We start from the raw sequence: 25,126 nt of genomic DNA on the forward strand, positions 1-25,126 counted from the left end.
CTTGTTTATGCAATTCTTAAAGCTAATATGAATTAACCTAGATATGGTTTTAAAGTTTTGCTTCTAGAGGTATGTCTTAACCGTCTGATTGCCTTTTCTTTAATCTGTCTCACTCTTTCTCTTGTTAGATTGAATTTTTCTCCGATCTCTTCTAGTGTCATGGCATGTTCACCATTCAAGCCAAAATATAGTGTGATAACATCTGCCTCTCTTTGAGTTAAAGTAGACAGTGCACGCTGTACTTCTTTTCTCAAAGATTCATTGAGAAGACCGTCGTCAGGTTTTTCATCTCCATCATTTTCCAAAACATCCAATAGACTATTTTCTTCCCCTTGGACAAATGGTGCATCCATGGAAACATGTCTACCTGAAATTTTCATGGTATCGACAACTTCACTTGCAGTCACTTCAAGTACTTCCGCCAATTCTTCAGGAGAAGGTTCTCTCTCAAATTTCTGCTCTAGTTCAGAAAAGGTCTTGCTGATTTTATTTAAAGATCCTACTCTATTGAGTGGAAGTCTAACGATTCTGGATTGTTCTGCAAGAGCCTGTAAAATTGACTGTCTGATCCACCATACAGCATATGAGATAAATTTGAAACCTCTTGTTTCATCAAATCGCTGAGCGGCTTTGATCAATCCAAGATTTCCCTCGTTTATCAAGTCACCTAAAGAAAGGCCTTGATTTTGATATTGCTTGGCTACAGAAACGACAAATCGTAAGTTAGCTTTGGTAAGTTTTTCTAAAGCAAGCTGATCACCTTCACGGATTCTTTTGGCCAATACCACTTCTTCATCAGCTGTCAATAGGTCTACTTTACCAATCTCTTGAAGATATTTATCTAAGGACTGACTCTCTCTATTCGTTATCTGTTTGCTAATTTTTAGCTGCCTCATTCAAGAATAATGTTTAATTATAATTATAGGACTCTGTTATCAACAGATTTTTTGTTATTTAAAGTTCAAATTATTCAAAATGTTTAACTCAAACCTTATTTTATTTGTCAGTTTTCTCTGGCTTAGGTAGTAGTACTTTTCTAGATAATTTGAATTTTCCAGTTTTTTTGTCTACATCTATCAACTTGACCATGATTTCTTCTCCAGGTTCAAGCACCCCGTCCATGGTTTCTAACCTTTCCCACTTGATCTCAGAGATATGTAAAAGACCATCTTTCCCTGGCATGAATTCTACAAACGCACCAAAAGGCATAATGTTTTTAACTTTCCCTGTATATGTCTCCCCAATTTCTGGTTGAGCCACAATTCCTTTTATTCTAGAGATAGCGGCATTCATCGACTCTTGATCATTGGAGAAAATGTTAATTTTACCAGCATTATCTTTTTCTTCGATTACAATTGTCGCTCCCGTATCTTTCTGAATTTCTTGAATCACTTTACCTCCCGGTCCTATCACAGCTCCTATCAATTCTTTCGGAATAGACATTACAAATGATCTAGGTGTATGTGGTTTCAAATCAGGCTTTGGTTCAGAGAGGGTCTTAGAAATCTCTCTTAAAATATGCAGTCTGCCTTCTTTTGCTTGATACAAGGCTTCTTTGAGTACATTATAGTCCAATCCTTCTACTTTCAAGTCCATCTGACAAGCGGTGATACCCTTCTCAGTACCAGTCACTTTGAAGTCCATATCTCCTAAGTGATCTTCATCACCAAGAATGTCTGAAAGTATAGAGTATTTGCCCGTACTAGAATCAGAAATCATTCCCATGGCAATGCCTGTCACTGGCGCTTTGATTTGAACACCAGCATCCATAAGTGCAAGAGTGCCTGCACATACTGTTGCCATTGATGAAGAGCCATTGGATTCCAGAATATCCGATACAATTCTTATGGTGTAAGGGTTGGCGTCTTCAGCAGGTAGAACTTTTTTCAATGCTCTCATGGCAAGGTTGCCATGTCCGACTTCTCTTCTTCCTGGACCTCTATTAGGCTTAACTTCTCCAGTAGAGAACCCCGGGAAATTATAATGCAAAAAGAATCTGTTGTATCCAGATATTACTGCCCCATCTATCATCTGCTCATCCATTTTTGTACCCAAGGTACAGGTAGTCACTGATTGAGTTTCTCCTCTGGTAAATACCGCGGAACCATGTGCAGATGGCAAATAATCTACTACTGACCAAATTGGTCTTACTTCGTCAAGTTTTCTACCGTCCAATCTCTTCTTTTCATTTAGAGTAAGGTTTCTGGCAGCTTCTTTATGTATTTTAGAAAAATATGGACCAATCAAGCTTTCTTCATACTCATGATCTTCTCCAAGTTTTTCAATAAATTCTTCTTTTATAGCTTTGATTAATTCAGATCTTTCTGATTTGTTGGCAATCTGCCTGCTTACGACTTCATAACATTTCTCATAAAGTTCTGCATGCATCTTTTCATATAAAGATGAATCAGATTTTTCATGATTGTAGATTCTCTTTACTTCTTTACCAACTTCTTTTGTCAATTCTTTCTGAACTTGGCAATGTCTTTTGATTTCATCATGAGCAAGCTGCATTGCTTCTACCATCTCATCTTCGGAGATTTCGTCAGCCTCACCTTCTACCATCAAAATATATTCTTCTGAACCAGCTACGATAAATTCTAAGGTAGCCTTTTCTAATTGAGATGGTGTAGGGTTAATGATCAGTTCACCATCAATTTTGGCAACTCTTACTTCAGAGATTGGGCCGTTGAAAGGAATATCAGATACTGCAAGAGCAGCTGAAGCAGCTAAACCAGCAAGACAATCAGGTAAAACTTCTGAATCAGATGACATCAAGGTGATTGCTACTTGGGTGTCTGCATGATAGTCATCTGGAAAAATAGGACGGATAGCTCTATCTACTATTCTACTTATTAATATTTCGTAATCAGAAAGTCTACCCTCTCTTTTTAGAAAACCACCAGGGATTTTTCCTGATGCTGCAAATTTTTCTTGATAATCAACTGACAAAGGAAGAAAGTCCACTCCATCAATTGCTTCTTTTTTTGAAACTACAGTAGCTAAAAGCATAGCTTTGCCTAATCTGACAACCACGGATCCATCAGCTTGCTTAGCTAAGGCACCAGTTTCAATAATAATTTCTCTACCATCTTGAAGCTTGATAGTTTTTGAAATAAGATTTGGTAACATATTGTTTTGTTAAGAATAAATGGGTAATAGATTTAAAAGTAAGGTTTAATATCTGGGGGGAAGCAAAAAAGTAAGGTTCTCCAAAAAAAGAGAACCTTACAATAAGTATAATATTATTTACGGATTCCTAGGTCAGCAAGTACAGCTCTATATCTTTCGATATCATTTTTGTAAAGATAGTTTAGCAAACTTCTTCTCTTACCTACTAGTTTCAAAAGACCCAATCTAGATGAGTGATCTTTTTTGTTTGATTTCAAGTGTTCAGTTAAGTGCTTGATTCTGAATGTGAACAAAGCGATCTGAGACTCAGGAGAACCTGTATCAGTTTCAGACTTTAACCTACCATGATTCTTGAATAACTCTGATTTTTTCTCTGTAGTTAAATACATGATTAGTTAATTTTGATTTTAAACAGTTACAAAGGTAATTGCTTTATTCGGAATTTAAAAGAGGGTCTTGATTTTTTCCAAATTTTGTTTTCCACCACTTTTTCAAGCTCTTAAACATTTCTACGTATACATCAGGCTCGAACAATCTCGCATCCCTTCTTGCCTGCCTTAGAAAAAATAATCCTGATGGTATTAGGACCAAAATTGAGAACCATGTGCCTAGTAATGGATCAGCCATACCCTCTTTTCCCCATTTTTCCCCTGTGATTGTCAGCATGTAATATATTATAAAGAATATTATTGATACCAAAACAGGCATTCCTAGCCCACCTTTTTTGATTATTGCTCCCAATGGAGCACCTATCATAAACATCAATATACATGCAAAAGCCGTGGTGTATTTTTGATACCATGCTATTTGATATCTTCTATGCTCTCTCTCTATATCATTGATTTCAAAAACCTTACGATTGAATGAGTTTTTCAATGTGCGCGCATTCATGAGTGCCGTAGTAGCAGCACGAGGCCTATAACTCCCTTGAAGGATGATACTGTCTAATCTAGCCCTCTGCGCATCTGTAAACTGTCTTGGCTTTTCAGGGGCTTTTTGAATTTGCTTTTTCCTCTCTAAGCTGTCAGATTTTAGTGTATTCAGCTTCTCATTATTAGCGGTGATTTCTGCTAATTTCTTTCTTTGACTACTTGTTTGAGATATGTTATTTGTAGGTGATGTTCCATTACGTGTTCTTGAATAAGAATTTTCAAGTTTTGTAGTATCTGAAGAGTTAAATGTTTGCTGATCTTGAATTGGAATTAAATTTGCACTATCAATTTTCACATCAAGACTTAGGTTTTCATATGTATTATTGTGTTGCAAATCTCCATAAAATTCAGATTGTAATTTTTTTAAGGAGTCTAATTTCTCACTCTTTTGTTCTTTAATTACTCTCAATGAATCATCATACATTTTCCTTTCTGCTACTGATTTTGGCGGAGAAAGCTTTCTATCCCTTGTATAAAATGGAAATGAAGGTTCTGATGAAGCATAATTAGCATGTATTATTCTATTGATTTCCCCCGACATGGAATCTAATCCAACCTTTAGCTGATCGATATTTTTGATGGATCTATTATTAGACCATTGATCTTCCGAGGTTCGATTGAGTTTAAATGATTCTAAGTTGAAGATAATCTGATTTTCAGAGAATTTGGTTCTTGTAAAATCGGTTGGTTTATTATAAGATGATCGTTTATCTCTTGATTCTTTGTAGCTAATTCCATTATATAATGTCATGCTCATATAAGACTCATTGAAAAATGGCTCCATTCTACCAGAATCGGCTAAGATAATACTTGTATTACCTTGTCCTTCTGAGTGATCATAGATAATCAAGTCCCTTAACCTTATATCATCCATTTTCTGGTTCACTTTGATACTATAGTTGGGAATTCCACTATAAAAGACACCTTCTTTTATATCTAGTGCAGGAGACTTCATCCTGATATCATATAGAAGACTGAATGTCTTCAAGTTTACTTTAGGCACTAAATAATTGTTGGATAAATAGGCTAAAAAGCTTAAAATTATCACAAAAATTCCAATTGGACGCAGAGCCCTCAACAAAGATATACCGCTGCTTTTGATAGCTGTGAGTTCAAAGTGCTCTCCTAAATTACCAAAAGTCATTAGAGAGGATAATAAAACCGCTAATGGTAGCGCCATTGGTGAAATACTTATCAAAAAATAGCTTATCAATTCCATGTATACCATGAAACTTAGACCTTTGCCAAAGATTTCGTCAAAATATTTAAGCATATTTACTGTCAATAGGATAAAATCCACAACAATAAATGTGAGTAAAAAAGGACCAATAAAGGACCCTAAAATCAATTTGTCTAGTTTTTTCATTAAAACACTTTCCTATTCAAGCCTCTCTACTAACGATACTTTGGCTTTCAAGATTTCAAAAGTAGGAAATCAAACGCTAATTTCTCAATTCTCTATCCTCCAATTATTTCTTTAAGATTCATAATCAAACTTTCCCAAATAGATTCTGACTCCTCATCATCATATGAATCAGAGTAATCTATCACTTTCAGGAAAAGGGTTTGAGTCAATTCATTTTCTTCAATTTTAAACTCTATAAATGAATGATCTGACTCATCTTCAATCTCTGGGTCAAAGAAATCAAATTTCACGTGCATGTTTAACCTCTGGGCTACTACCCTAGCATAATGATCTTCCCCGTCGTAATTGAAGACAAATACTTTGTCTTCTGTTATTCTAACATCATCTGCAAACCATTCTGAAAGACCACTCGCTGAACTTAAATAAGGATATAAAATTTTTTTTGAAGTATTTATTTGATAGTCAGCTACAAACTTATTCTTTACCATATTTTTACAATTTAGATGAATAAAAAATCACATTTTTTATCTTTTAACACTTGCATTTAACAAGCCAACCTACCATATTTGCATTCCGATTTGAGAGGGTAATCAGATGATATTCCTCACACAAATAAGGATGAAGGGTAACTTAAGAGTTTGTTTCCCCAATATATTGAAATATTGACATTAATCAAGCTAAGTTTCGATCAAAGTTCTGATTTTGTTTATATGCCAAAAGAAAGGTGTTCTGCTTCTTTTAATATTAAAGGGGGATAATTTCTTATCAGTGCATTATAACTTAAAAAGTTAATTTAAAAAATACAATAATATATGGCGAGGTAGCTCATCCCGATAGCTATCGGGAGGTTAGAGCGCAGGATTCATATCCGCTGTGGCGGACGCGAGTTCAACTCTCACCATATCTAATCGTGAAAAGATTAAGTTCTATATCAGAAATTAAATATTAACTTAAAAAGTTAAGTTAATTTAAAAAATACAATAATATATGGCGAGGTAGCTCAGTTGGTTAGAGCGCAGGATTCATAACCCTGAGGTCACGGGTTCAACTCCCGTCCTCGCTACTCTTTTTTCTAGAATCCTTATCCGCTAAAGTTGACGGTGGTTCAACTCACATTCTCAGTAATCTTTTTGCCAGAATTTATATCCGCTAAATCGGACATAATTTTAAACCCAGTCTTTACTACTTATTGATTAGCCTTTTATATTCATTCCAATTGACTTCTGTTCAATCCCTGTGTTTGTCAAACAATTTCATAATATTTAGGAACTCAAAGTATGTAAATTGGATGATTAATTATTGTTTTCTGAAGAAGCGTTGAAATTGTTTTTTTGATATTTCTCGCAATATTATATTTCAAAGAATCTTTGTTTAATCAACTAAAGTGTATATTAGTCTCAAAACAGAACTAAGATTGTTTTATATCAGATACTTAATTTTAAACCTTGGATATCAAAGTTTAGTGAAAATCCTAAAAATACAAATTGCTATAACTAGAGAGAATCATTAATAATTTGAAGAACAAACGGCAATAGCTTCTGGATTAAAAGAGGCCGTACTATTATCATTGACTCCTATATTACCTGCGACAAGGATAACGGCATAATCTGGACCACTTTCAGCTAGATGAACTTTAATATGACCATCAAATTTTTTTAATTCTTCAAAAGTTAAAATCTCACCATTAGAAAAAGTGCTTAATATCGTTTTACTTTCTAGGTTTCTCTGATCCACAGGGTTCAACTGATATGCTATTGGTGCATCTTCACCGTCATAAGAGTCAAAATGTAAGTGAGCTGGAAAATAAAACTCTTCATTTGTTTTGGCACCATTTAGACTTATAGACATTTCAAGTTGGCCTGTTTTGAGTTCTTTAACTTCTACCTTACCTGTATAGTCAAATTCAGACCCTTTAAATAAGTCGTAAGTGATAAAATTGTCAGTGTATAAATTTTCAGAATCGCTTTCACAAGCAAAAAGCGCAGGGAGAACAATCAGGAGTAAGACTAACTTTTTCATCGGTTTAGTGTTTATATTTCAATAACGCAATAAATTTTAAATAAGTTAAAGAGAACACAAAATAAATTTAAAATTTAGAACTATAGTCAAAATTGAACGCTAAGATAGTTTTATGTTTTTTAAATTAGCCATATGAAAGAAAGCCGGATTTCTCCTGCATTAGCTTATTTTGATTCCAAAGGATGGACTGCATTTTCGTTTCAAAAACGCTGCTGGCAAGACTATTTAGAAGGTAGGTCAGGTATTCTTAATGCACCAACAGGAAGTGGGAAAACTTTCGCCTTATGGTTCGCAGTTGTCCTCCAATTTATAGAGGATAATAAGGATACTTGGCAAAAGCCACAGAAGAATGGTTTGCAGGTGATATGGGTAACTCCACTGCGTGCATTGGCACAAGATATAGCTTCGGCTATGCAAGAGTCTTGTGCTTCCTTAGGGCTACCATGGAGCATTGGAATCAGAAATGGCGACACAAGTGCTTCACAAAAGGAGTTTCAAAAAAGGAATCCACCAGAATGCCTTGTCACTACCCCAGAAACACTTCACATCTTACTTGCACAAAAAGATAATGCAAAGCTATTCAAAAACCTGAAAGCGATTATAATAGATGAATGGCATGAGCTATTAGGAAATAAACGAGGAGTTCAAATACAACTTGCAATCAGTCATATTCAGAGCACTTTATCAAGTAACCTTCAAATTTGGGGGATATCTGCTACTATCGGTAATTTGGAAGATGCCCATAGAGTTCTTTTAGGTCAAGAGAAGCCTGTACACATTGTGAAATCAGATATAAAAAAAGATTTGCAAATTCATACAGTCTATCCAAATGAACTAGAAAAATACCCATGGTCTGGCCATTTAGGTATTCAATTATTGGATAAAGTGATTCCTATCATTGAAGAAAGTAAATCGGTTTTGTTATTTACAAATACAAGAGCTCAAACGGAAATTTGGTATAAAAATATCATTGAAGTAAGGCCTGATTGGGCAGGATATATTGCAATTCATCATGGTTCACTAGACCTGAAAGTTAGGTCATGGGTAGAGGAATCTCTCCATCAGGGTAAACTAAAGTTAGTTGTTTGTACTTCGAGTTTAGATTTAGGAGTTGATTTTAGGCCAGTGGAAGCAGTCATACAGGTAGGAAGTCCAAAAGGGGTTGCTAGATTTGTCCAAAGAGCAGGAAGGTCAGGGCATCAACCAGGTAAGCCATCCATAATCTATTTTGTACCTACTAATTCATTAGAATTTTTGGAAGTAGCGGCATTAAGAGAAGCTGTAAATTCCGAAAAAATAGAAGACATCCATGCCCCTTTATTATCATATGATGTTTTGATTCAGTTTTTAATAACTTTGGCTGTCGGGGAAGGTTTTTACCCATCGGAAGCCTATAAAGTTATCAAATCCTGCTTTACTTTTTCAGCTCTAGATCAAGAAGCGTTCAATTGGATTTTGAACTTTATCACTCAAGGTGGTGATAGTTTGCAGCGATATGATGAATTCTCAAAAGTGGAAATTTTGGAAGATGGATTGTATAAAGTTACGTCTAAAAAGACCGCAATGAGGCATCGTCTGTCTATGGGCACCATAGTCTCTGATCCAATGGTTAAAGTAAAATTTAAAAATGGAGCATTTTTAGGAATGATTGAAGAGTACTTTCTGTCAAGATTGAAACCGGGAGGAAGGTTCTTTTTTGCGGGAAGGAATTTAGAATTTCTGAAAGTACATGACAATATCGCACTGGTGCAACTTTCAAAAAAGAAAAGCAATAATGTTCCAGCCTATATGGGTGGCCGAATTTCTCTGACTTCCCAACTTTCAAAGAAAATTCGAGAGATTCTTGAAGAAGCTTCAATGGGTATTTATAAAACTGCTGAGGCGCAATTTATCCAGCCACTACTTGAGTTACAAAAAAAGTTATCATTTATTCCAGATAGCAATACATTTCTTATTGAGCATAACCTTTCCAAAGAAGGATATCATATCTATTTTTATGCATTTGAAGGACGAATGATCCATGAAATACTAGGAGCACTCCTAGCCTACCGCATCAGTCAGAGTATACCACTAACTTTTAGTATCGCTATGAATGATTATGGATTTGAGCTTTTGACGGATGAAAAATTTGATTTTGAGAGCTTTTTAGAAGAAGGAATATTGTTTTCAGAGGATCAGATTACAGATGATTTGATTCACTGTATCAACGAAAGCGAAATGGCTAAGAGGAGATTCAGAGATATAGCCACTATTTCTGGATTGGTCTTTCAAGGATATCCAGGAAAACCCATGACAACAAAACACCTACAGTCCAATTCAGGAATTTTATATGGAGTGTTTGAATCTTATGATGCTGATAATTTACTTCTTCACCAAGCGCACAGAGAGGTGTTAGATATGCAAATGGAAAAAGATAAAATAATACACGCTATTAGGAAAATTAATAAGCAACAGATCATCTTAAAATCCCCAGGACAATTTACTCCATTTTCATTCCCAATTATGGTGGATAGGTTGAGGGCGATATTATCTTCTGAGACCATAGAGGATAGAATAGTTAAAATGAAAGCTAACTTAATTGATTATTGAAACAATATTTTTTTTAATGGCTACAAACAACTAATTTTCGAGCGTTAACGAGTAATAAAATGCCTCAATCCCCAAACATATTAAAAGCGTACAGCGTCAAACTTTTTACCTTATTTTTATTTTTAATGTCTTTCGGTTATCCATCTCACTCCTTTTCAATTCAGATGGATGAGCAAGAGATAAAAGCAGACAGCCTGTATAGGTTATACAAAAACTCTAATTCACAGCTTAGAAAATTAGATCTTTTGAGTGCCTTGGTAGCAGAAATCCACTATTCGGATTCCGCTTTGCAATACTATCAAGAAGCGATAAGCCTTGCACGACTTCTTGATCGAAAAGAACTACTTGCTCAGAACCTAAATAGATTAGGAGTTTATTTCAGAAATATGAATCTTCAAGAGGAAGCCTTGGTACTCTATGAAGAGGCTCTTGAAGTAAGTAAGTCGTTAAATATTCCGACTCAGATAGGCCATTCTTTGAACAATATAGGTCAAATGTATTACCTCAAAGAATTTTATGAAGAAGCTTTGGAGTATTACCTAGAAGCAGAGAAGGAATTTAAAAAAGTCAATGACCTCAACGGACTTGGATACAACTATACAGGTATGAGTTTGGTTTTGAGTGAATTGGGTATGTTTAGAGAAGCCATAGCCAAAATAGATAATGCCATACAAATACGAGAAGATTTAGGTTTAACTCGTCAAGTAATTGTATCAAAGTTCAATAAAGCTGATATCCTAATGTCTATTGGCATATATGATGAAGCAGAGCAACATATTCAAAGGCTATATCAATATGGAATAGAAAATGATAAAGTAAGGGCAATACATGCTTTGGGCAAGTTGGTCGAATTAAAAATTAAAACTGGAAAATTTGATGAGGCCGTGAATTATGCTGAAAGAGCCGAGGTACTTCATCATCAAAAGCCCAATTCCGAAGCTATGATTGATATCTATCAGTTGATGAATCAGATGCATTTTACAAGAGGAGATTCAATTTTATCCAATAAGTATCAAGGCTTATTGCTGAGTGAAAGAAACATTATAAAAAATGAAAGAACTAAAAACCATCTTGCCGGAATTACCATCAAAAATCAAAGAGAAGAGATTGAGTTTTTAAATAAGCAACAGCAATTGATTCAAGAAAATGCTAGAATCAAAATTTACTTATCGATAGGTCTTTTTATTATCATACTGATCGTGAGTATAGGGTTTTTTATCATTTTCAGAGCGTGGAAAAGGGAAAAAATCAATCTTGATCATCTATCATTACAAAAGAATCAGTTAGAAATACAAGCCCATCAATTACAAAAATCAAATCTAGAGAAAGACAAGATTTTCTCCATCATAGCACATGACCTTAGAAGCCCCCTCAATTCGTTGACGGGATTACTCAAATTGGTACAGGAGAAGAATCTTACGAAAAAGGAGTTCACAGATTATGTTGAAATGATTTCCAAAAATTTAGGCAATAACAATACATTACTTGAAAATCTTCTACTTTGGTCAAGAAGTCAAATGAAAAAACTTGAACCTAAACCTGTTAAGTTCAATTTGAATGATTTGATCCAAAGAAATATGGACTTATTGCCTCATGGTGGATATTTTAAAAACCAAAAGCTGATCAATAGAATAGTAGATGAGTTTGACGTAATGGCTGATCAGAATATGATTGATATTGTGCTTAGAAATCTTCTATCCAATGCAATGAAGTTTACTAGACCAGGAGATCAAATCGTCGTCTCTGCCTCTAGTAGATATAGTAAAGTCAAAGTTACAATCCGAGATAGAGGTGTTGGAATCAAACCTGAAGATATCGATAAGCTATTTAAAACTGATTTTTATACAACGGCAGGCACCAATCAAGAGAGCGGAACTGGAATAGGTTTGATGCTTTGCAAAGAGATTATTGAAATGCATAATGGCAAAATATGGGTAGAAAGTGAATATGGACACTGGACAGATTTCTTCTTTGAAATTCCCAAAGCCACTTAATTTGCCCTCCAAAAGAAAGGTGTAAATACGATAAGTACTGTAAATAACTCTAGTCTCCCAAGAAGCATCAAGAAGCTTAAGAAAAGTTTGGCGCTTGGTGAAAAAAATGCAAAGTTATCGAGAGGACCTACTTGACCTATAGCAGGCCCTACGTTACCTAGACTGGTAGCTACTGCACCAAATGAAGTTAGAATGTCATACCCCATCAGTGCCATAATTACAGAACTCAATACAAAAATCATCAAATAGATCAATAGAAAATTCATGATGTGCGTGATAATTTTGCCAGTGACTCTATCCCCATTTATTTTTAGCGGAACAATAGCTCTTGGGTGCACGATCCTTTTGAATTCTAGCCAAGTGTTTTTCACGAAAGTGAGATGCCTCACAAACTTGATACCACCACTAGTCGATCCTGCTGATCCACCAAGAAATAGCATCATAAAGAATAACAGCGTAAGTCCTTGATGATATGAAGTATAATCTGCTGTGACAAAACCTGTCGTGGTAATCAAAGAAACAATCTGAAACAAACCACTTCTGAAGGATAATTCAAAGTCTTCCCCACTGTAAAAGTAAATTGGCCAGACAAAGAGTAATGACAAAACTACAATTGCCAAAGCGTAAGCACGAAACTCATCAGATTTCCAAACTTTGTTAAATTTCCCCCTTAGACCAAAATAAATAATGGTAAAGTTTGTACCAGCCAAAAACATGAAAATTATAGCAGTATACTGTATGAATGCCGAATCATAGAATGCCATACTTGCATTTTTGGTAGAAAAGCCACCAGTGGCCATTGTAGTCAATGCGTGATTTATCGCATCAAAAAATGTCATGCCTCCAACATAATATAAAAAACAAACCAATAAGGTAAGCCCAACATAGACTAACCAAAGTCGCTTTGCTGTCTCACGAATTCTGGGATGCAACTTATCAGAAGTGGGACCTGGAGACTCTGCTACAAACAATTCAATGCCTCCAATTCCTAAAAGTGGCAATATAGCTACCGTGAGCACAATAATCCCTAATCCACCTATCCACTGTGTCATGCTTCTCCAAAACAAAATACCAGCAGGCATGGCTTCGATGTCATTGAGAATCGATGCACCGGTAGTACTCAGTCCAGATACAGTTTCAAATATAGCATCATGAATTTCAGGAATTGTATTGCTAAAAATATATGGCAGCATCCCAAACAAAGACATCAAGATCCAGCTCAGTGTTACGATCAAATAACCTTCTCGCTTTCTGATATTTTGATCTTGTTTCGATAGAGAAAAATAGAATGCAGCACCTAAAGTCAAAGTAACAAAGGCAGAAGACAGCAATGCGATTTGATCATTACTTTTGTAGTATAGGGAAAAACCGACCCCAGGTAGCATAAGCAAACCTAAGAGCATAAGCAATGCCCCCATGATCTTTCCTATAGCCTTATAATGGATCATGATTTAATGAAATAATTTTTCAAGAGAAACCTTTGCATCAGGCAATGCAAATACAATCACTTTATCTTCTAATTGAAGGATAAATTCACCATCAGGAATAAAAACCTCTTCTCCTCTAATCACCCCTGCGACGATTGCACTTTCGGGAAAGTATAGGTCTTTAAGTGCCTTTCTGGTCACTCGATTATTTTTGGTGATTACATATTGAATAAATTCTGCATCCACCCCTTGAATTCCTGATACTACTTCTACGTTTCCTTTTTTTAAGAATCTTGTTATTTGATTTGCTGCGACTAGCTTTTTATTGATCAAGGAATCTACTCCTATGCTGTGGGAAATATGAATATACTCTCTAGTATCCACGTGAGCGATAGCTTTGTATACACCATGATTTTTTGCAGAAAGGGAAGTGATAATGTTGGTTTCAGAAGATTCAGTGACGGAAATAAATGCCTCCATTTCTTCTAATCCTTCTTCAACCAATAGTTCAATATTCTTATAGTCCCCATTGATAACCAATGTCTTATCAAGTCTTTCAGAAAGCCATTTACAACGTTCTTTGTCTTTGTGTATTAGCGTAACTCTATAGTCATTTTCCAATTTCAAAGCGGTAGCATAGGCCATATCATCTCCACCTATAATCATCACATTCTTCACTGTGACTTTCTTCTGACCGAGCAATTCTAGAATAGACTCAACTGCCTTCTTGTTTGATATAAAAAAGACATGATCATTATTTCTTATAATTGTCTGTCCATTTGGAATGATCGTCATCTGACCTCTTACGATTGCAATAATTCGAATATCTTCGAATATTGGGTTTTTACGCATGTCAGATATTTTCTTATTGACCAAAGAGCTGTATTGATCCAATGTGATACCTACCACACTCAATTTCCCTTCTTCAAATTCAAAGACATCTGTAAAAGTTGAATTTTTCAACATCTTTTTGATTTCACCACTACAAAGCATGGTGGGTGAAATGATATTGTCAATACCGATCTGTCGAAAGTGTTTTTCATGATCAGCTTGAAGATAATCATGTGTTCGAACTCGTGCAATTACTCTTTTAGCTCCTAGCTGTTTGGCAAGCGCCGCTGTTACGATGTTGGTTTTTTCGGATGTGGTGACAGCCATGAGCATGGCCGCATCTTTGACACCTGCATTTTTGAGCACTTCAAAAGATGTAGAATCTCCTACGATTGTCAGCACATCTAGGTGTGAAGATACATTGTCGAGTACATCTTTGTCTGTATCTATCAATACGATGTCTTTATTATCAAAACTCAATTGCTCGGCTAAGTGATATCCCATATCTCCTGCTCCAGCAATTACAATCTTCATTCCCATAGGTGACGAAATCGCAAATGTTTAGGCAACAAAGGTAAGTACTTTATATCAAATTGGGTTCGAATACAGGTAAAAAAACGAATGAAAAAGAAATTTTATTAAAATGAGTCTACAGAATATTTTGTAATTGAACTAAAACCAAGCCTACAGCAATGGCGATACCAAAGCTAATCAAGGTACCTATCAAGATGTACTCTGTCAATTTTCTATCTTTGCTCTCTTTCAAATCTCCGAATCTGAATACAGACTTGGCTGCTAATAAGAATCCGACACCTTCCCATCTCCCAATTACTATGAATGTCAATACTAACAACCTTTCCAATATTCCAATATACTTACCTGCATTTTTTAGGGAATTCCCATTGCCTTCTTCCAAATGAGTAGCCCACTTGTGCATAAAGACTTGCATCATGATTCCTGTGACCATTGATACTATCAATATGGCGAGGATATAAATCCAAAGCATAGGCTTATTGAATAGATAAATTAAATCTATGGCTGGATTATAAATGATGTACCACACTGCAAGGATGCTTGTAAGGTGCAATACTTGGTCAATGATGAACCATGATGTTTTGGTTTTTTCCTTTTGAGCATAAAGTTTAAGCACATCAATGACACCGTGTATTAGCATCAATGTCAGTACCATTGGCCATACTGACCAATCCCATAGTAATATCATCATGATGCAGCCGTGAATCAAAATGTGAAGGTATAGCTTTCCTGATTTTGCTTTACGCTTTTCTTTTTGTTCAACCCACGACCTTGGTTGAAGTGCAAAATCACCTAAAAAATGGGCCAAAAGGAGTTTGATAATGATGATCATTGAAGAAGGTTATTAATTTTTTTCCTAAATATTTTCTCCACAGCTTTCAGCTCATCTACATTTGCTCTACTCCATCTTCCACTGACCGTATTTTGTTTGATGCCTATTAGCTTTCCGATTTCCTCTTGGGTCTTTTGTGGTCCCATGAGCACGGATTCTACAAGTTCTGCTGATGAAAAAGTCCACCTATCCATGAAAAGTCCTGCAAGCTTGAGGTAGAGGTTCATTTCTTCGTCAAATTCCTCCCATGGAGTTTTGATCCCCAGATTCACATTCTCTTTTTTCAAATTCTCAAATTTCTCCGCTGAATAAATAAATGCTGGCCCATTACTCTCCGATATTGACTTTGCAGAATAAGTCTTCTCTCCTATTCCTATAGCTATGCGTATGTCTATACTACTTTGTAGTTTACTTCCTTCTCCAGACGATACTCTTTTGATCAATGCTTTGATCTGTAAAGCTTTCAAAAGTGCTTCTTCAGGATCTGAAATCTCTATTTGTATAGAATCTCCCCAGTCTACTTTCCATGTTTTGGGAGACTTCCCCCAAGTAGCCAATAGCTGTTTGAGTGGCCTGATCCATTTATCTTGATTATCCAATGTCCTAGATGAGACGATATCCGCTCTTAATATTGCTATCATGATACAATTATCGTTGAATTCAACGATAATTCAAAATATCGCAGGATCCTAGGATATTTTTGATTATCGTATGATCCTAGGATATTTTTAATTATCGTAGGGTCCTAGGATATTTTGAATTATCCTAATCAATAGTTTTGCAATAAAGGTCAACATATTTTTTTGCCGCATCAGCTCCAAACTTAAGCGCACTTGTCCAATCTTCACAAGCCAAAGCTTTTTGTTTTACCTGATAATAGCTCGTTCCTCTATTGGTCAAAATATCTCCATTGTCTGGACTTAGCTCTAGTGCATAAGAATAATCCTTGATAGCCTTTTCATATTGTGCCGTTTTCAAATGGCAATTTCCCCTATTGAAATGGTAACCCCACACGATAGGATAATCTTCTCCATTGATTTTACTATATGATATCGCATCAGAATAAGCATCTATAGCTTCGCCAAATTTCCGGGCTGATTGGTATACATTGCCTAAATAGTAAGCTAACTCATCATCATTTTCAAAAATGGTTAAGCCTTGTTTTAGCACTTCAATTAGCTTGAGATGATCATACTTAGTGCCATATATAGCTTTGTAATATTCAATGTAAGCAGGATGAAATGTAGGATCATTCTTGAAAATGCTTTCTAGAATTTTTGCTGCTTGCTCATAATTACCATTCTCCATCATGTCATTTGCTGTATTGGTGATGACGATAGAGTTGTTGCGTTCTTCTAAGTCTACCTCGTACATTTCTTGTGCAAAAGCCATAGAAATGGATAAAATAAATATTGCGAAAGTAAATTTATATCTCATGATGTGTACATTCATTAAGTTATCAATAGGTGAAATTAGAAATGGGCATAAATACAATATTAAACCAAAAAACTAACGAATAAGTATCAGATTAGTTATAAACTAAGTTGTCAATATGAAAATCTACAAAGAAACCCATTGCCAAATCATATAGGGTGTATTTAAGACTCTACCACAAATGGGAAATTCAACCCTTTACACTGAAAACAAGTTATTGGTGTATATTAAAATAAAGGTCCTTGGATTTTTAAATCAACTCATTTGCTGATTTAAAAGGAAGGAATCATCATATTAAAAAATAAAAATGCGTTGGAAATTCTATGGCTTATCTAAGAATTGACTTCCCTCACTTTCAGGTAATTCTTCGATGTCTTTTAGCCTTCTTTGTATCACGCGGGTTCTGGTACCAACGAGCTGATCCAAATCACTATTTGCTTCATTTATCTTCTTTTGGGCCTTGCTGATCAAGTCTCCAAATTTATTAAATTCGGTCTTCACAGCACCCAAAACCTTCCAAACCTCACCACTACGCTGCTGAATCGCCAGAGTCCTGAACCCCATCTGAAGACTGTTCAGAATAGCCGCCATGGTAGTAGGTCCTACCAGAATAACTTTAAAATCCCTCTGCAGCTGTTGTGCTAAATCACCTTCTCTGATCACTTCAGCATAAAGACTTTCCATAGGAAGAAACAATACTGCAAAATCAGTGGTGAAAGGTGGATGGATATATTTATGATGAATATCTGCTGCGGCTTTTTTGACAGCCTTTCTCAAGTCTGCTTTTGCAGCATCTACCAGCAACTTATCGCCTAATTCATAGGCATCAAGTAACCGATAATAGGTCTCTTGAGGAAACTTGGCATCTATGGGAAGGTACACTCGCTCATCCTGACCTGATCCTGGCATTTTTATGGCATACTCGACGCGCTCAGTTGCACCTTGCTTAACCTGCACATTGTACTCATATTGCTCTGGTGCTAGCACATTTTCCAGTATGGCTTGGAGTTGATATTCTCCCAAAATGCCCCTTGTCTTCACATTATTCAATACTTTTTTCAAATCTCCTACTCCCACAGCCAAATTCTGCATCTCTCCTAGTCCTTTCTGCACAGCCATCAACTGCTTGTTGACCAACTCAAAAGACTGCCCAATTCTAGCTTCTAAGGTTTTTTGAAGCTTTTCATCGACAGTTTCTCGCATTTTTTCCAACTTTTCGTCAGTAATTGATAGCATCCGCTCTTGCTTCTGAATCAGGTCTTGAAACTTTTCTTTTTGCAAAGCATTAAATTCTCCAACACTTGATTTGAAGGATAATTCGAATGCACCAAGAGCCTCACGTTGTTCCTTAGAAGTAGCCCGCAGCGTATCAAAAACCAAACTAAACTGCTGAACAAGCCCTTGTGAAATCTCCTTTCTATTAGCTTGCATTTGATCATCAAGCTCCCTTCTAAGTGATTGAATCACATCTTTATCATCAGACTTAAGGCTAAAAGAACGGTAAATCAAAACAAACAAAAGAACCAACTGAATGGCACAAATGAGCATCAAAAGATTATCTGTATGCATAGCTATAATAATTAGGAGCACTAAAGTAATCTCGATCTGCTTGTATACCTAGGAATGATAGATATTCTGCGACAGTCTCTGTCGGTCTTTCTTCCATAGGTACATGGCCTGTATGGTTGTATATTTTGACATATGCCTCTGGAAGCATCTTTTTAAAATGATCAGCATGACTTACTGGTATCCAAGTATCTTGCTTGCCCCACATGATCATGATGGGCATCTGGAGCTTATCTACTTCAATCACATACGGAGACTGATTGGACATTCTATCTAAAGTAGCTTGTCTGTTACCTTCTCGTCGCATCAGCTCGTAGTACCGTGTCACCTGCTCATTATGAATTTTAGAATCATCATAATAGACTTGCCTTAAATTAAAGCTGAACAACCACCTAGGCGTACATTTCAAAAGTATCTTTGAAGCCAAAGGACTATTGGCAATTTTAAAAATAGTAGGTCTTGATTTTGATTCCTTCTCCACTATTTCAACATTATCATTTTCTGACTGAAGATTGAATGCTCCTGCTGCATTGACTAGGTTCAAAGTAAGGACTTGATCAGGAAATGTAGAAGCTATCATCATCGCTACTGCCCCACCCATTGAGTTTCCTACGAGATGATATTCCTTTATTTCCAATTGTTGTGCAATGCTAGCTACTAGCTTTGCATAATCGTGTATTCCATAGCGCTTTTCAGGATCTGGTCCAGTAAGTCCGTGACCAGGGAGATCAATCGAGACCGTAAGAAAATGTTGTGACAATTCTTTTTCCCATTCTTTCCAACAATGTAAGGATGAGAAACTTCCGTGTATTAGAAAAATAGCCTCCCCTTTGCCTTTGATACTTACATGGACGGGCACCTGATCTACGGTGATCATGTGACTGTACTGATCCATATAGCGAGGTGCTAATTCATCCAGGGTTAGATCAGATCTATAGCTTGCCATCAGTATAATTGCGATCAGAAGCAAAAGACTTAAAAGTCCCTTTGCGATTAGTAAACCTATTTTTTTCATGCTGCTGATTGGTATAGTTGTGATGGGAATAAAGGATGATGAATCAATTTTACTTAACTTCACTGATTGTCTCAAAGTTAAAACTTGTTCCAAGTTTATGATTTATTAAAATCCAACTTTAGAAAGAGCAAAGATTACAAACTCTCATGAGTGGAAAACTGAATTTTGCAATTGAACTGGAAAATGACCGTTTTAGCTTAGCTTGAGTATTGGTAATATCACACTGACTGCTAGGGACAAGCACTGATGGAACTGGGGTTAAACTACCGAGAAGCTCACGGGTTGATGATATTCACAAATTCTCACTTAATTAGTCAATAGGAACTTTCTCGGAATATTTACAATTAAATTTTGGTTGATCCCTGGCACTCGAATGATAAAATAGTCCTTGTTTCCTTTGTTTACACATTCTCCTTCCATTCCCTCTAATGCTCCACCGATGATTTTGACTTGCTGTCCAGGTGCTATTTCTCCATTATCAGTTTCTATAGCCACTCCTGTTTCTAAAATTCTTTTGATCATCTCTATTTCAGAGTCACGAACTGTAGCATGCTCGCCATTGAAATTCACAAATTTAACTGCACCTGGTGTTTGAAGGCTTTTCCAAAGATTTATTTTAGATGTTTTTACAAATAAATAACCATTGAATAGTGGGCGCTGAACTTTCTTTTTCCTATCACTCCACTGCCTTAACTCTTCTACTAAAGGTAAAAATACTTCAATGTCTTGATCTTCTAACCTTTGAGCTACTTTCTTTTCAGCCCGAGCTGTTGTGTATAATACAAACCAATGTAAATCTTCCATATTTTCGTAAAGTACAAAAATAAAAACCCTTGAGATAATATCCCAAGGGTTTAATCATTTAAAACCACCAACCTTTATTAAATCATGTTATTTGAATCTACGCAAAAACATGTTCAATTTGTCTGCCAGTAAATACATGACAGGTACGATCACTAACGTAAGAAAGGTAGCAAAGGTTAACCCAAATATTACAGTCCATGCCATTGGGCCCCAGAAGTCTGCATTGTCACCACCAATGTAGAATTGTGGGTCAAATTCAGATAGCATGGTAGCAAAATTGATGTTCATACCAATAGCCAGTGGAATCAAACCTAACACAGTAGTGATAGCTGTAAGTAGTACAGGTCTCAACCTTGTCTTACCTCCTTGTACTATACTATTGAGAAGTTCGTCGTAATCTAGAAACTCATCTTCACCTAGGCCTAATTCTTCTCTTCTACGTGTTCTAACTAAGTTCGTATAATCGATCAATACTATGGCATTATTAACAACCACACCAGCTAGCGATATGATACCAATACCAGTCATGATCACCACAAAGTCCATATTGAAAATTACCAGACCTAAGAACACACCAATGGTACTCAGGATGACTGATGCCATGATGATGAATGGTGTGGTTACAGAATTGAATTGCGCCACGATAATCAAGAAAATCACAGACACAGCAATAAAAAGTGCCCTCATCAAGAATGCTTGTGATTTTGCTTGTTCTTCTTGCTCACCAGTGAACTTCACCGTAATTCCATCTGGCCTGTTATGATTAGCTGCCAAATCTTTCAATTGATTATTGATCTCTGTTGGGTTGAAGCCATCTGTAACATTAGAGAAAATGGTGATAACTTTCTCCAAATCTTTTCTCTTGACAGAACCGTATGTTGAACCATATTCAAGTGTAGCAACAGCAGAAATTGGAATTTCCTTTTGGTTTCCAAATTTATCTCTGAAGTTGATTTTTTTATTGATCAAAGAAGTAATATCATATCTATATTCATCTTTCAATCTTAATTGAATAGGATAGTCGTCTTCTCCTTCTTTGTATTTGGATACCTCCAATCCAAAAAGAGCAGTTCTCAGCTCATTTGCAATAGTAGAAGTAGAAAGCCCAAATCTTCTAGCCTTCTCTCTGTCGATGTTCAATATCACTTCTGGGCTACCTAATTCCAAATCTGTCTTCAATTCTTCTATTCCTGGAATATTTGCAGATACCAGATGTTCTCTAAATTCACTTACATAAGCAATCAGCTCTTCAAAATTCTCTCCAGCAACTTCAATATTTACAGCCTTACCAACTGGAGGACCATTCCTTTGCTTGTCTACTGTGAACAATACGCCTGGGTATTTTTCTACCAATTCACGGATTTCTTCCATTACTTGATTGGTATTTATTCCATTTCTGAATTGACTTTCGACAAAGCTGATCGTAACCTTTGCTTTGTGAGGCGTATTGGCAATACTTGGGCCTTCTGATTCATCGCCAGTTCCTTCTCCTACTTGCGTTATGATAGATTCGATGATATCTTCATAAGGAGATAATACGCCCATCAATTCATCCTCCATAGACAATACAAAACTATTGGTAGCCTCAGTATCTGTACCTATTGGTTTTTCTATAAATACATTGACCAATGCTGGCTCATTGTCTGGGAAAAACAGCACCTGAGGTGATCTTACGAATAACAATGCAATCGATAAGACCAATAACAAGTTGACACCAACAAAGAAAACATATGGTTTCTTTCCTGCAAGGGCATAGCTCAACACACCTTCGTAAGCATTTTCAAGATATACCAAAAATACATTTTGAAACCAGCGAATGGCTTTGCGCATCACCAATACATTGAAAATGGTAAGCAAGGCTGCAATCATTGCCAAATTACCCATCACAATCCAACCGAAAATGTAAAACAGCAGTGCCAAACTAAAAAGTACTAAAGCGATGATTAATGGCTTTTTGCGCGGTCTAACTTCGTCTAGGTTTTGTATTTTCATAAACATAGAAGTCAATACTGGATTGACCACTAAGGCTACAAACAAAGAAGATGACAATACTATAATCAAAGTAATCGGCAAGTATTTCATAAACTCACCGATGATATCATCCCAAAAAGCCAAAGGTAAAAATGCCGCAAGTGTAGTAGCTGTAGAGGTGATAATCGGCCATGCCACTTCTCCAACACCTTCCTTGGCAGCTTTTACAGCTGGCTTTCCTTCCTGCATCAATCTATAAATATTCTCCACTACTACGATCCCATTATCCACTAGCATCCCAAGTGCCAAAATCAAAGCAAATAGCACCATCAAGTTCAGAGTGATTCCAAAGGCATTGAGAATCAAGAATGAAATAAACATGGAAAGCGGTATAGCAATACCTACAAATAGGGCATTCCTAAATCCAAGGAAAAACATCAATACCAAAATCACGAGAATTACCCCAAAAATGATACTATTCTCAAGATCGTTTACCTGCGAGCGAGTTTGCTTAGATTGATCATTGGTGATTGTGATTTCTAAGTCTTCAGGAAAGCGATTACTTTGGGCCCTTTCTATCAGCTCTTTGATTTTATCAGAAGCATCCAGTAGGTTTTCTCCACTTCTTTTGACCACATTGACCGTGACCACTGGCAGTTTGTTACTTCTGGCATATGAAGTTCTTTCTTTGAAGGTATCGCTAACTTCTGCGACATCACGGAGATAGACAATTTTGTTATTTTCTGTCTTCACTATGATCTCCAATAGTTCCATTGGATCTTTGAATTCACCAGCTATTCTCAAAGCTCTTCGATACTCTCCTGCGAGTAGATTTCCACCAGAGATTGTTAGATTTTCTTGACTTACTGCATCTGAAATATCAGAAAAAGCAACACCAAGAGCTTCCATTTTATAGATATCAGCATCTATTCTTATTTCTCTTTCAATGGTTCCTCTTAGTTCAGCTTTAGAGATTTCAGGTAATTTTTCAATTTCATCTTCTAGGTACTCCCCGAATTTCTTCAACTCTTCCTCCGTATAATTCCCCGAAATGTTAACATTCATGATAGGGAAATCAGAAGTATTGATTTCAATTACATCTGGCTCTCTATCTAAATCTGTAGGTAATTCACTTTTAGATTTATCCACAGCATCCTTTACATCTTGAATTGCCTTGGATATTTCTACACCAGGATTGAATTCAATTACGATAGATGAAAAATCTTGGACAGATGTAGATTTGATATCCTTGACATTGTTTAGGGATTTTAGCTCTTTTTCGATAGGTCTAGTGATCAAGTTTTCCATATCGACTGGAGAGTTACCAGGATATGCCGTACCTACATATACGGTAGGGATTACAATCTCAGGAAAACTTTCCTTAGGCATTGTTCTATACGCCATCAAACCTAAAATGGTAATGATGAAGACCAATATAACAATGGATGTTTGGTTGTCAACTGAAAGTGAACTTAATCCAAACTCCCTTGTGATTTCTTTTTTCTTTTCTTCTTGGTTGGACATAAGAAAATTATTCTGTGATTTTTACGGTGAAATTATCCCCAACTTCTCTAAAACCCTTATCTACCAATACTTCCGAACCATTCAATCCCTCTTTTACTTCAGTAATTTCTTTGTAAGTCATTCCTCTGGTGATGTATCGCTTTTTAGATTGCTCATTTTCAACTACAAAAACATAATCTCCCTTGCTATCTTGAAGTATAAGGTAGTTTGGAACAGTGATGGCGTTATCCTTTTCATAATCATTGATTTTCACTATTGAAATCATATTAGGTTTCACATTTTCCATTCTTGGTAAGAATACTTCCACTTTGAAGGTTCTGTTGTTTGGATTGATTACAGAGCCTACGGACGACACTTTAGATTTCAAGGTCTGTTTTATAGAAGGAAATGCAATCTCGACAGAATCTCCTTTGCCAACTATACCAACATAGCGCTCCGAAACATCAGCCTCAATAAATAAATCACTCTCTCCGACAAACTGAAACATCGGCGTACCTGGCTGAACCAATTCACCAAGACGGACATTCACTGTCTCGATCGTCCCTGTAAAAGGAGCCCTAACTTTGGTTCTGTCCAGTTGGGTTTTGATTCCTGAAAGGTTTTTTTCTAAGGTTTCTTTTCTATTTTTTGCTTCAAGGTATTGGATTTCAGTGCCAATTTCTTGCTTCCAGAGTCTTTCTTGTTTTTCGAAAACAATAGTCGCTAATTCTAATTGCTTCTGTACTTCATCCATGTTTCGTTCTACTGACTCAGAGTCAATTGTAGCTAAAACATCGCCCTTGTTGACACGCATACCCTCTACAGCTCTTACTTCTTGGATTCTACCAGAAACTTCACCTGAGATAGCTACATTCTTTTTGGAAAGTACGGCTCCAGTGAGTTCTATAAAATGTCTAAAGTTTTCTTTTGAAGGAGTAGTAGTAGTGATCAAAACTGATTTTCTTACGGTTTTTCCAAACTCAGGATCCAGTTTTGCAATCTCCTTTTCTAAGGCTTCAATTTCGCTATTTAAAGTAGCTACTTCCTTTCTTTTTTCTTCTAATTCGGATTTCTTCTGAGCCAATTCGTCATTACCTCCACAAGCTATAACAAGCATGGCAATAGGTAGAATCAAAAATTTCGATGACAATTTCATATATTATGTGCTTTTTTTCTT

18 protein-coding genes and 1 tRNA gene are annotated in these 25,126 nt (G+C 36.2%); 3 read left to right on the forward strand and 16 right to left on the reverse strand.

Annotated features, from left to right (window positions below; translation table 11 throughout):
- Nucleotides 1-32: 32 nt before the first annotated feature.
- From MM214_RS01135 to MM214_RS01155, 5 genes are all read right to left on the reverse strand, one after another.
- Complete coding sequence (locus tag MM214_RS01135) at nt 33-896, reverse strand: sigma-70 family RNA polymerase sigma factor (RefSeq protein WP_241291027.1); 864 nt, start codon at nt 894-896, stop codon at nt 33-35.
- A gap of 100 nt (nt 897-996) precedes the next feature.
- Complete coding sequence (gene pnp, locus MM214_RS01140; RefSeq protein ID WP_241291029.1) at nt 997-3,132, reverse strand: polyribonucleotide nucleotidyltransferase; 2,136 nt, start codon at nt 3,130-3,132, stop codon at nt 997-999.
- A 113-nt stretch (nt 3,133-3,245) separates the two neighbouring features.
- Entirely contained in the window at nt 3,246-3,521 is a 276-nt protein-coding gene (gene rpsO / locus MM214_RS01145) for a 30S ribosomal protein S15 (RefSeq protein ID WP_241291031.1), read from the reverse strand.
- A 43-nt stretch (nt 3,522-3,564) separates the two neighbouring features.
- Complete coding sequence (locus MM214_RS01150) at nt 3,565-5,430, reverse strand: LptF/LptG family permease (RefSeq protein WP_241291033.1); 1,866 nt, start codon at nt 5,428-5,430, stop codon at nt 3,565-3,567.
- Between the two features lie 92 nt (nt 5,431-5,522).
- Nucleotides 5,523-5,918 carry an START-like domain-containing protein gene (locus tag MM214_RS01155; RefSeq protein ID WP_241291034.1) on the reverse strand — a complete coding sequence of 132 codons (396 nt, stop codon included), beginning with the start codon at nt 5,916-5,918 and terminating at the stop codon, nt 5,523-5,525.
- A 501-nt stretch (nt 5,919-6,419) separates the two neighbouring features.
- Here MM214_RS01155 and MM214_RS01160 point away from each other — a divergent pair.
- Nucleotides 6,420-6,493, forward strand: a tRNA-Met gene (locus MM214_RS01160).
- Nucleotides 6,494-6,936: 443 nt separating this feature from the next.
- Here MM214_RS01160 and MM214_RS01165 read toward each other — a convergent pair.
- The gene (locus tag MM214_RS01165; protein ID WP_241291036.1) at nt 6,937-7,449 is read right to left on the reverse strand and encodes a hypothetical protein; all 513 of its coding nucleotides are present in this window, start codon (nt 7,447-7,449) and stop codon (nt 6,937-6,939) included.
- 132 nt (nt 7,450-7,581) lie between these two features.
- On the opposite strand from MM214_RS01165, the gene MM214_RS01170 reads away from it, so the two are divergent.
- Both MM214_RS01170 and MM214_RS01175 read left to right on the forward strand, forming a co-directional pair.
- Entirely contained in the window at nt 7,582-10,038 is a 2,457-nt protein-coding gene (locus MM214_RS01170) for a ligase-associated DNA damage response DEXH box helicase (RefSeq protein WP_241291038.1), read from the forward strand.
- A gap of 164 nt (nt 10,039-10,202) precedes the next feature.
- The gene (locus MM214_RS01175) at nt 10,203-12,032 is read left to right on the forward strand and encodes a sensor histidine kinase (RefSeq protein WP_241291040.1); all 1,830 of its coding nucleotides are present in this window, start codon (nt 10,203-10,205) and stop codon (nt 12,030-12,032) included.
- Here MM214_RS01175 and MM214_RS01180 read toward each other — a convergent pair.
- The 10 genes from MM214_RS01180 to MM214_RS01225 form a co-directional block, all read right to left on the reverse strand.
- Nucleotides 12,029-13,480: a TrkH family potassium uptake protein gene (locus MM214_RS01180; RefSeq protein WP_241291042.1), complete on the reverse strand. Its 1,452-nt coding sequence runs from the start codon at nt 13,478-13,480 to the stop codon at nt 12,029-12,031. The two genes, MM214_RS01175 and MM214_RS01180, sit on opposite strands and share 4 nt — an antisense overlap.
- 3 nt (nt 13,481-13,483) lie before the next feature.
- Nucleotides 13,484-14,830 (reverse strand): Trk system potassium transporter TrkA, encoded by a 1,347-nt coding sequence (gene trkA, locus MM214_RS01185; protein ID WP_241291044.1) that lies wholly within the window; start codon nt 14,828-14,830, stop codon nt 13,484-13,486.
- Nucleotides 14,831-14,939: 109 nt separating this feature from the next.
- The gene (locus MM214_RS01190) at nt 14,940-15,656 is read right to left on the reverse strand and encodes a DUF3307 domain-containing protein (RefSeq protein WP_241291046.1); all 717 of its coding nucleotides are present in this window, start codon (nt 15,654-15,656) and stop codon (nt 14,940-14,942) included.
- Nucleotides 15,653-16,297 (reverse strand): SatD family protein, encoded by a 645-nt coding sequence (locus MM214_RS01195; protein WP_241291048.1) that lies wholly within the window; start codon nt 16,295-16,297, stop codon nt 15,653-15,655. Before MM214_RS01195 ends, MM214_RS01190 begins: the two co-directional genes overlap by 4 nt.
- Before the next feature lie 124 nt (nt 16,298-16,421).
- Nucleotides 16,422-17,093, reverse strand: a complete 672-nt coding sequence (locus MM214_RS01200) for a tetratricopeptide repeat protein (RefSeq protein WP_241291050.1) — start codon at nt 17,091-17,093, stop codon at nt 16,422-16,424.
- A 318-nt stretch (nt 17,094-17,411) separates the two neighbouring features.
- Nucleotides 17,412-18,659 (reverse strand): DNA recombination protein RmuC, encoded by a 1,248-nt coding sequence (locus MM214_RS01205; protein WP_241291052.1) that lies wholly within the window; start codon nt 18,657-18,659, stop codon nt 17,412-17,414.
- Nucleotides 18,646-19,671, reverse strand: coding sequence for an alpha/beta fold hydrolase (locus MM214_RS01210; protein WP_241291054.1), 1,026 nt, complete (start codon nt 19,669-19,671; stop codon nt 18,646-18,648). The genes MM214_RS01205 and MM214_RS01210 overlap by 14 nt, the downstream gene beginning before the upstream one ends.
- A 306-nt stretch (nt 19,672-19,977) precedes the next feature.
- A complete protein-coding gene (locus MM214_RS01215; RefSeq protein WP_241291056.1) occupies nt 19,978-20,475 on the reverse strand; it encodes a UpxY family transcription antiterminator in 498 nt (165 codons plus the stop codon).
- Nucleotides 20,476-20,562: 87 nt separating this feature from the next.
- Nucleotides 20,563-23,970: an efflux RND transporter permease subunit gene (locus tag MM214_RS01220; RefSeq protein WP_241291058.1), complete on the reverse strand. Its 3,408-nt coding sequence runs from the start codon at nt 23,968-23,970 to the stop codon at nt 20,563-20,565.
- A gap of 7 nt (nt 23,971-23,977) precedes the next feature.
- Complete coding sequence (locus MM214_RS01225; RefSeq protein WP_241291059.1) at nt 23,978-25,105, reverse strand: efflux RND transporter periplasmic adaptor subunit; 1,128 nt, start codon at nt 25,103-25,105, stop codon at nt 23,978-23,980.
- Between the last annotated feature and the right edge of the window lie 21 nt (nt 25,106-25,126).

Source organism: Belliella kenyensis (assembly GCF_022549675.1).
Lineage (GTDB): Bacteria > Bacteroidota > Bacteroidia > Cytophagales > Cyclobacteriaceae > Belliella > Belliella kenyensis.

Excerpts from the sequence above, each read along its gene's own strand:
- MM214_RS01210 (WP_241291054.1), bottom strand. The coding sequence starts at position 19,671 with ATGAAAAAAATAGGTTTACTAATCGCAAAGGGACTTTTAAGTCTTTTG.
- MM214_RS01190 (WP_241291046.1), bottom strand. The coding sequence starts at position 15,656 with ATGATCATCATTATCAAACTCCTTTTGGCCCATTTTTTAGGTGATTTT.
- rpsO (WP_241291031.1), bottom strand. The coding sequence starts at position 3,521 with ATGTATTTAACTACAGAGAAAAAATCAGAGTTATTCAAGAATCATGGT.
- MM214_RS01215 (WP_241291056.1), bottom strand. The coding sequence starts at position 20,475 with ATGGAAGATTTACATTGGTTTGTATTATACACAACAGCTCGGGCTGAA.
- MM214_RS01170 (WP_241291038.1), top strand. The coding sequence starts at position 7,582 with ATGAAAGAAAGCCGGATTTCTCCTGCATTAGCTTATTTTGATTCCAAA.
- MM214_RS01205 (WP_241291052.1), bottom strand. The coding sequence starts at position 18,659 with ATGCATACAGATAATCTTTTGATGCTCATTTGTGCCATTCAGTTGGTT.
- pnp (WP_241291029.1), bottom strand. The coding sequence starts at position 3,132 with ATGTTACCAAATCTTATTTCAAAAACTATCAAGCTTCAAGATGGTAGA.
- MM214_RS01180 (WP_241291042.1), bottom strand. The coding sequence starts at position 13,480 with ATGATCCATTATAAGGCTATAGGAAAGATCATGGGGGCATTGCTTATG.
- MM214_RS01225 (WP_241291059.1), bottom strand. The coding sequence starts at position 25,105 with ATGAAATTGTCATCGAAATTTTTGATTCTACCTATTGCCATGCTTGTT.
- MM214_RS01175 (WP_241291040.1), top strand. The coding sequence starts at position 10,203 with ATGGATGAGCAAGAGATAAAAGCAGACAGCCTGTATAGGTTATACAAA.
- MM214_RS01135 (WP_241291027.1), bottom strand. The coding sequence starts at position 896 with ATGAGGCAGCTAAAAATTAGCAAACAGATAACGAATAGAGAGAGTCAG.
- MM214_RS01155 (WP_241291034.1), bottom strand. The coding sequence starts at position 5,918 with ATGGTAAAGAATAAGTTTGTAGCTGACTATCAAATAAATACTTCAAAA.
- MM214_RS01150 (WP_241291033.1), bottom strand. The coding sequence starts at position 5,430 with ATGAAAAAACTAGACAAATTGATTTTAGGGTCCTTTATTGGTCCTTTT.
- MM214_RS01200 (WP_241291050.1), bottom strand. The coding sequence starts at position 17,093 with ATGAGATATAAATTTACTTTCGCAATATTTATTTTATCCATTTCTATG.
- MM214_RS01195 (WP_241291048.1), bottom strand. The coding sequence starts at position 16,297 with ATGATAGCAATATTAAGAGCGGATATCGTCTCATCTAGGACATTGGAT.
- MM214_RS01165 (WP_241291036.1), bottom strand. The coding sequence starts at position 7,449 with ATGAAAAAGTTAGTCTTACTCCTGATTGTTCTCCCTGCGCTTTTTGCT.
- MM214_RS01220 (WP_241291058.1), bottom strand. The coding sequence starts at position 23,970 with ATGTCCAACCAAGAAGAAAAGAAAAAAGAAATCACAAGGGAGTTTGGA.
- trkA (WP_241291044.1), bottom strand. The coding sequence starts at position 14,830 with ATGGGAATGAAGATTGTAATTGCTGGAGCAGGAGATATGGGATATCAC.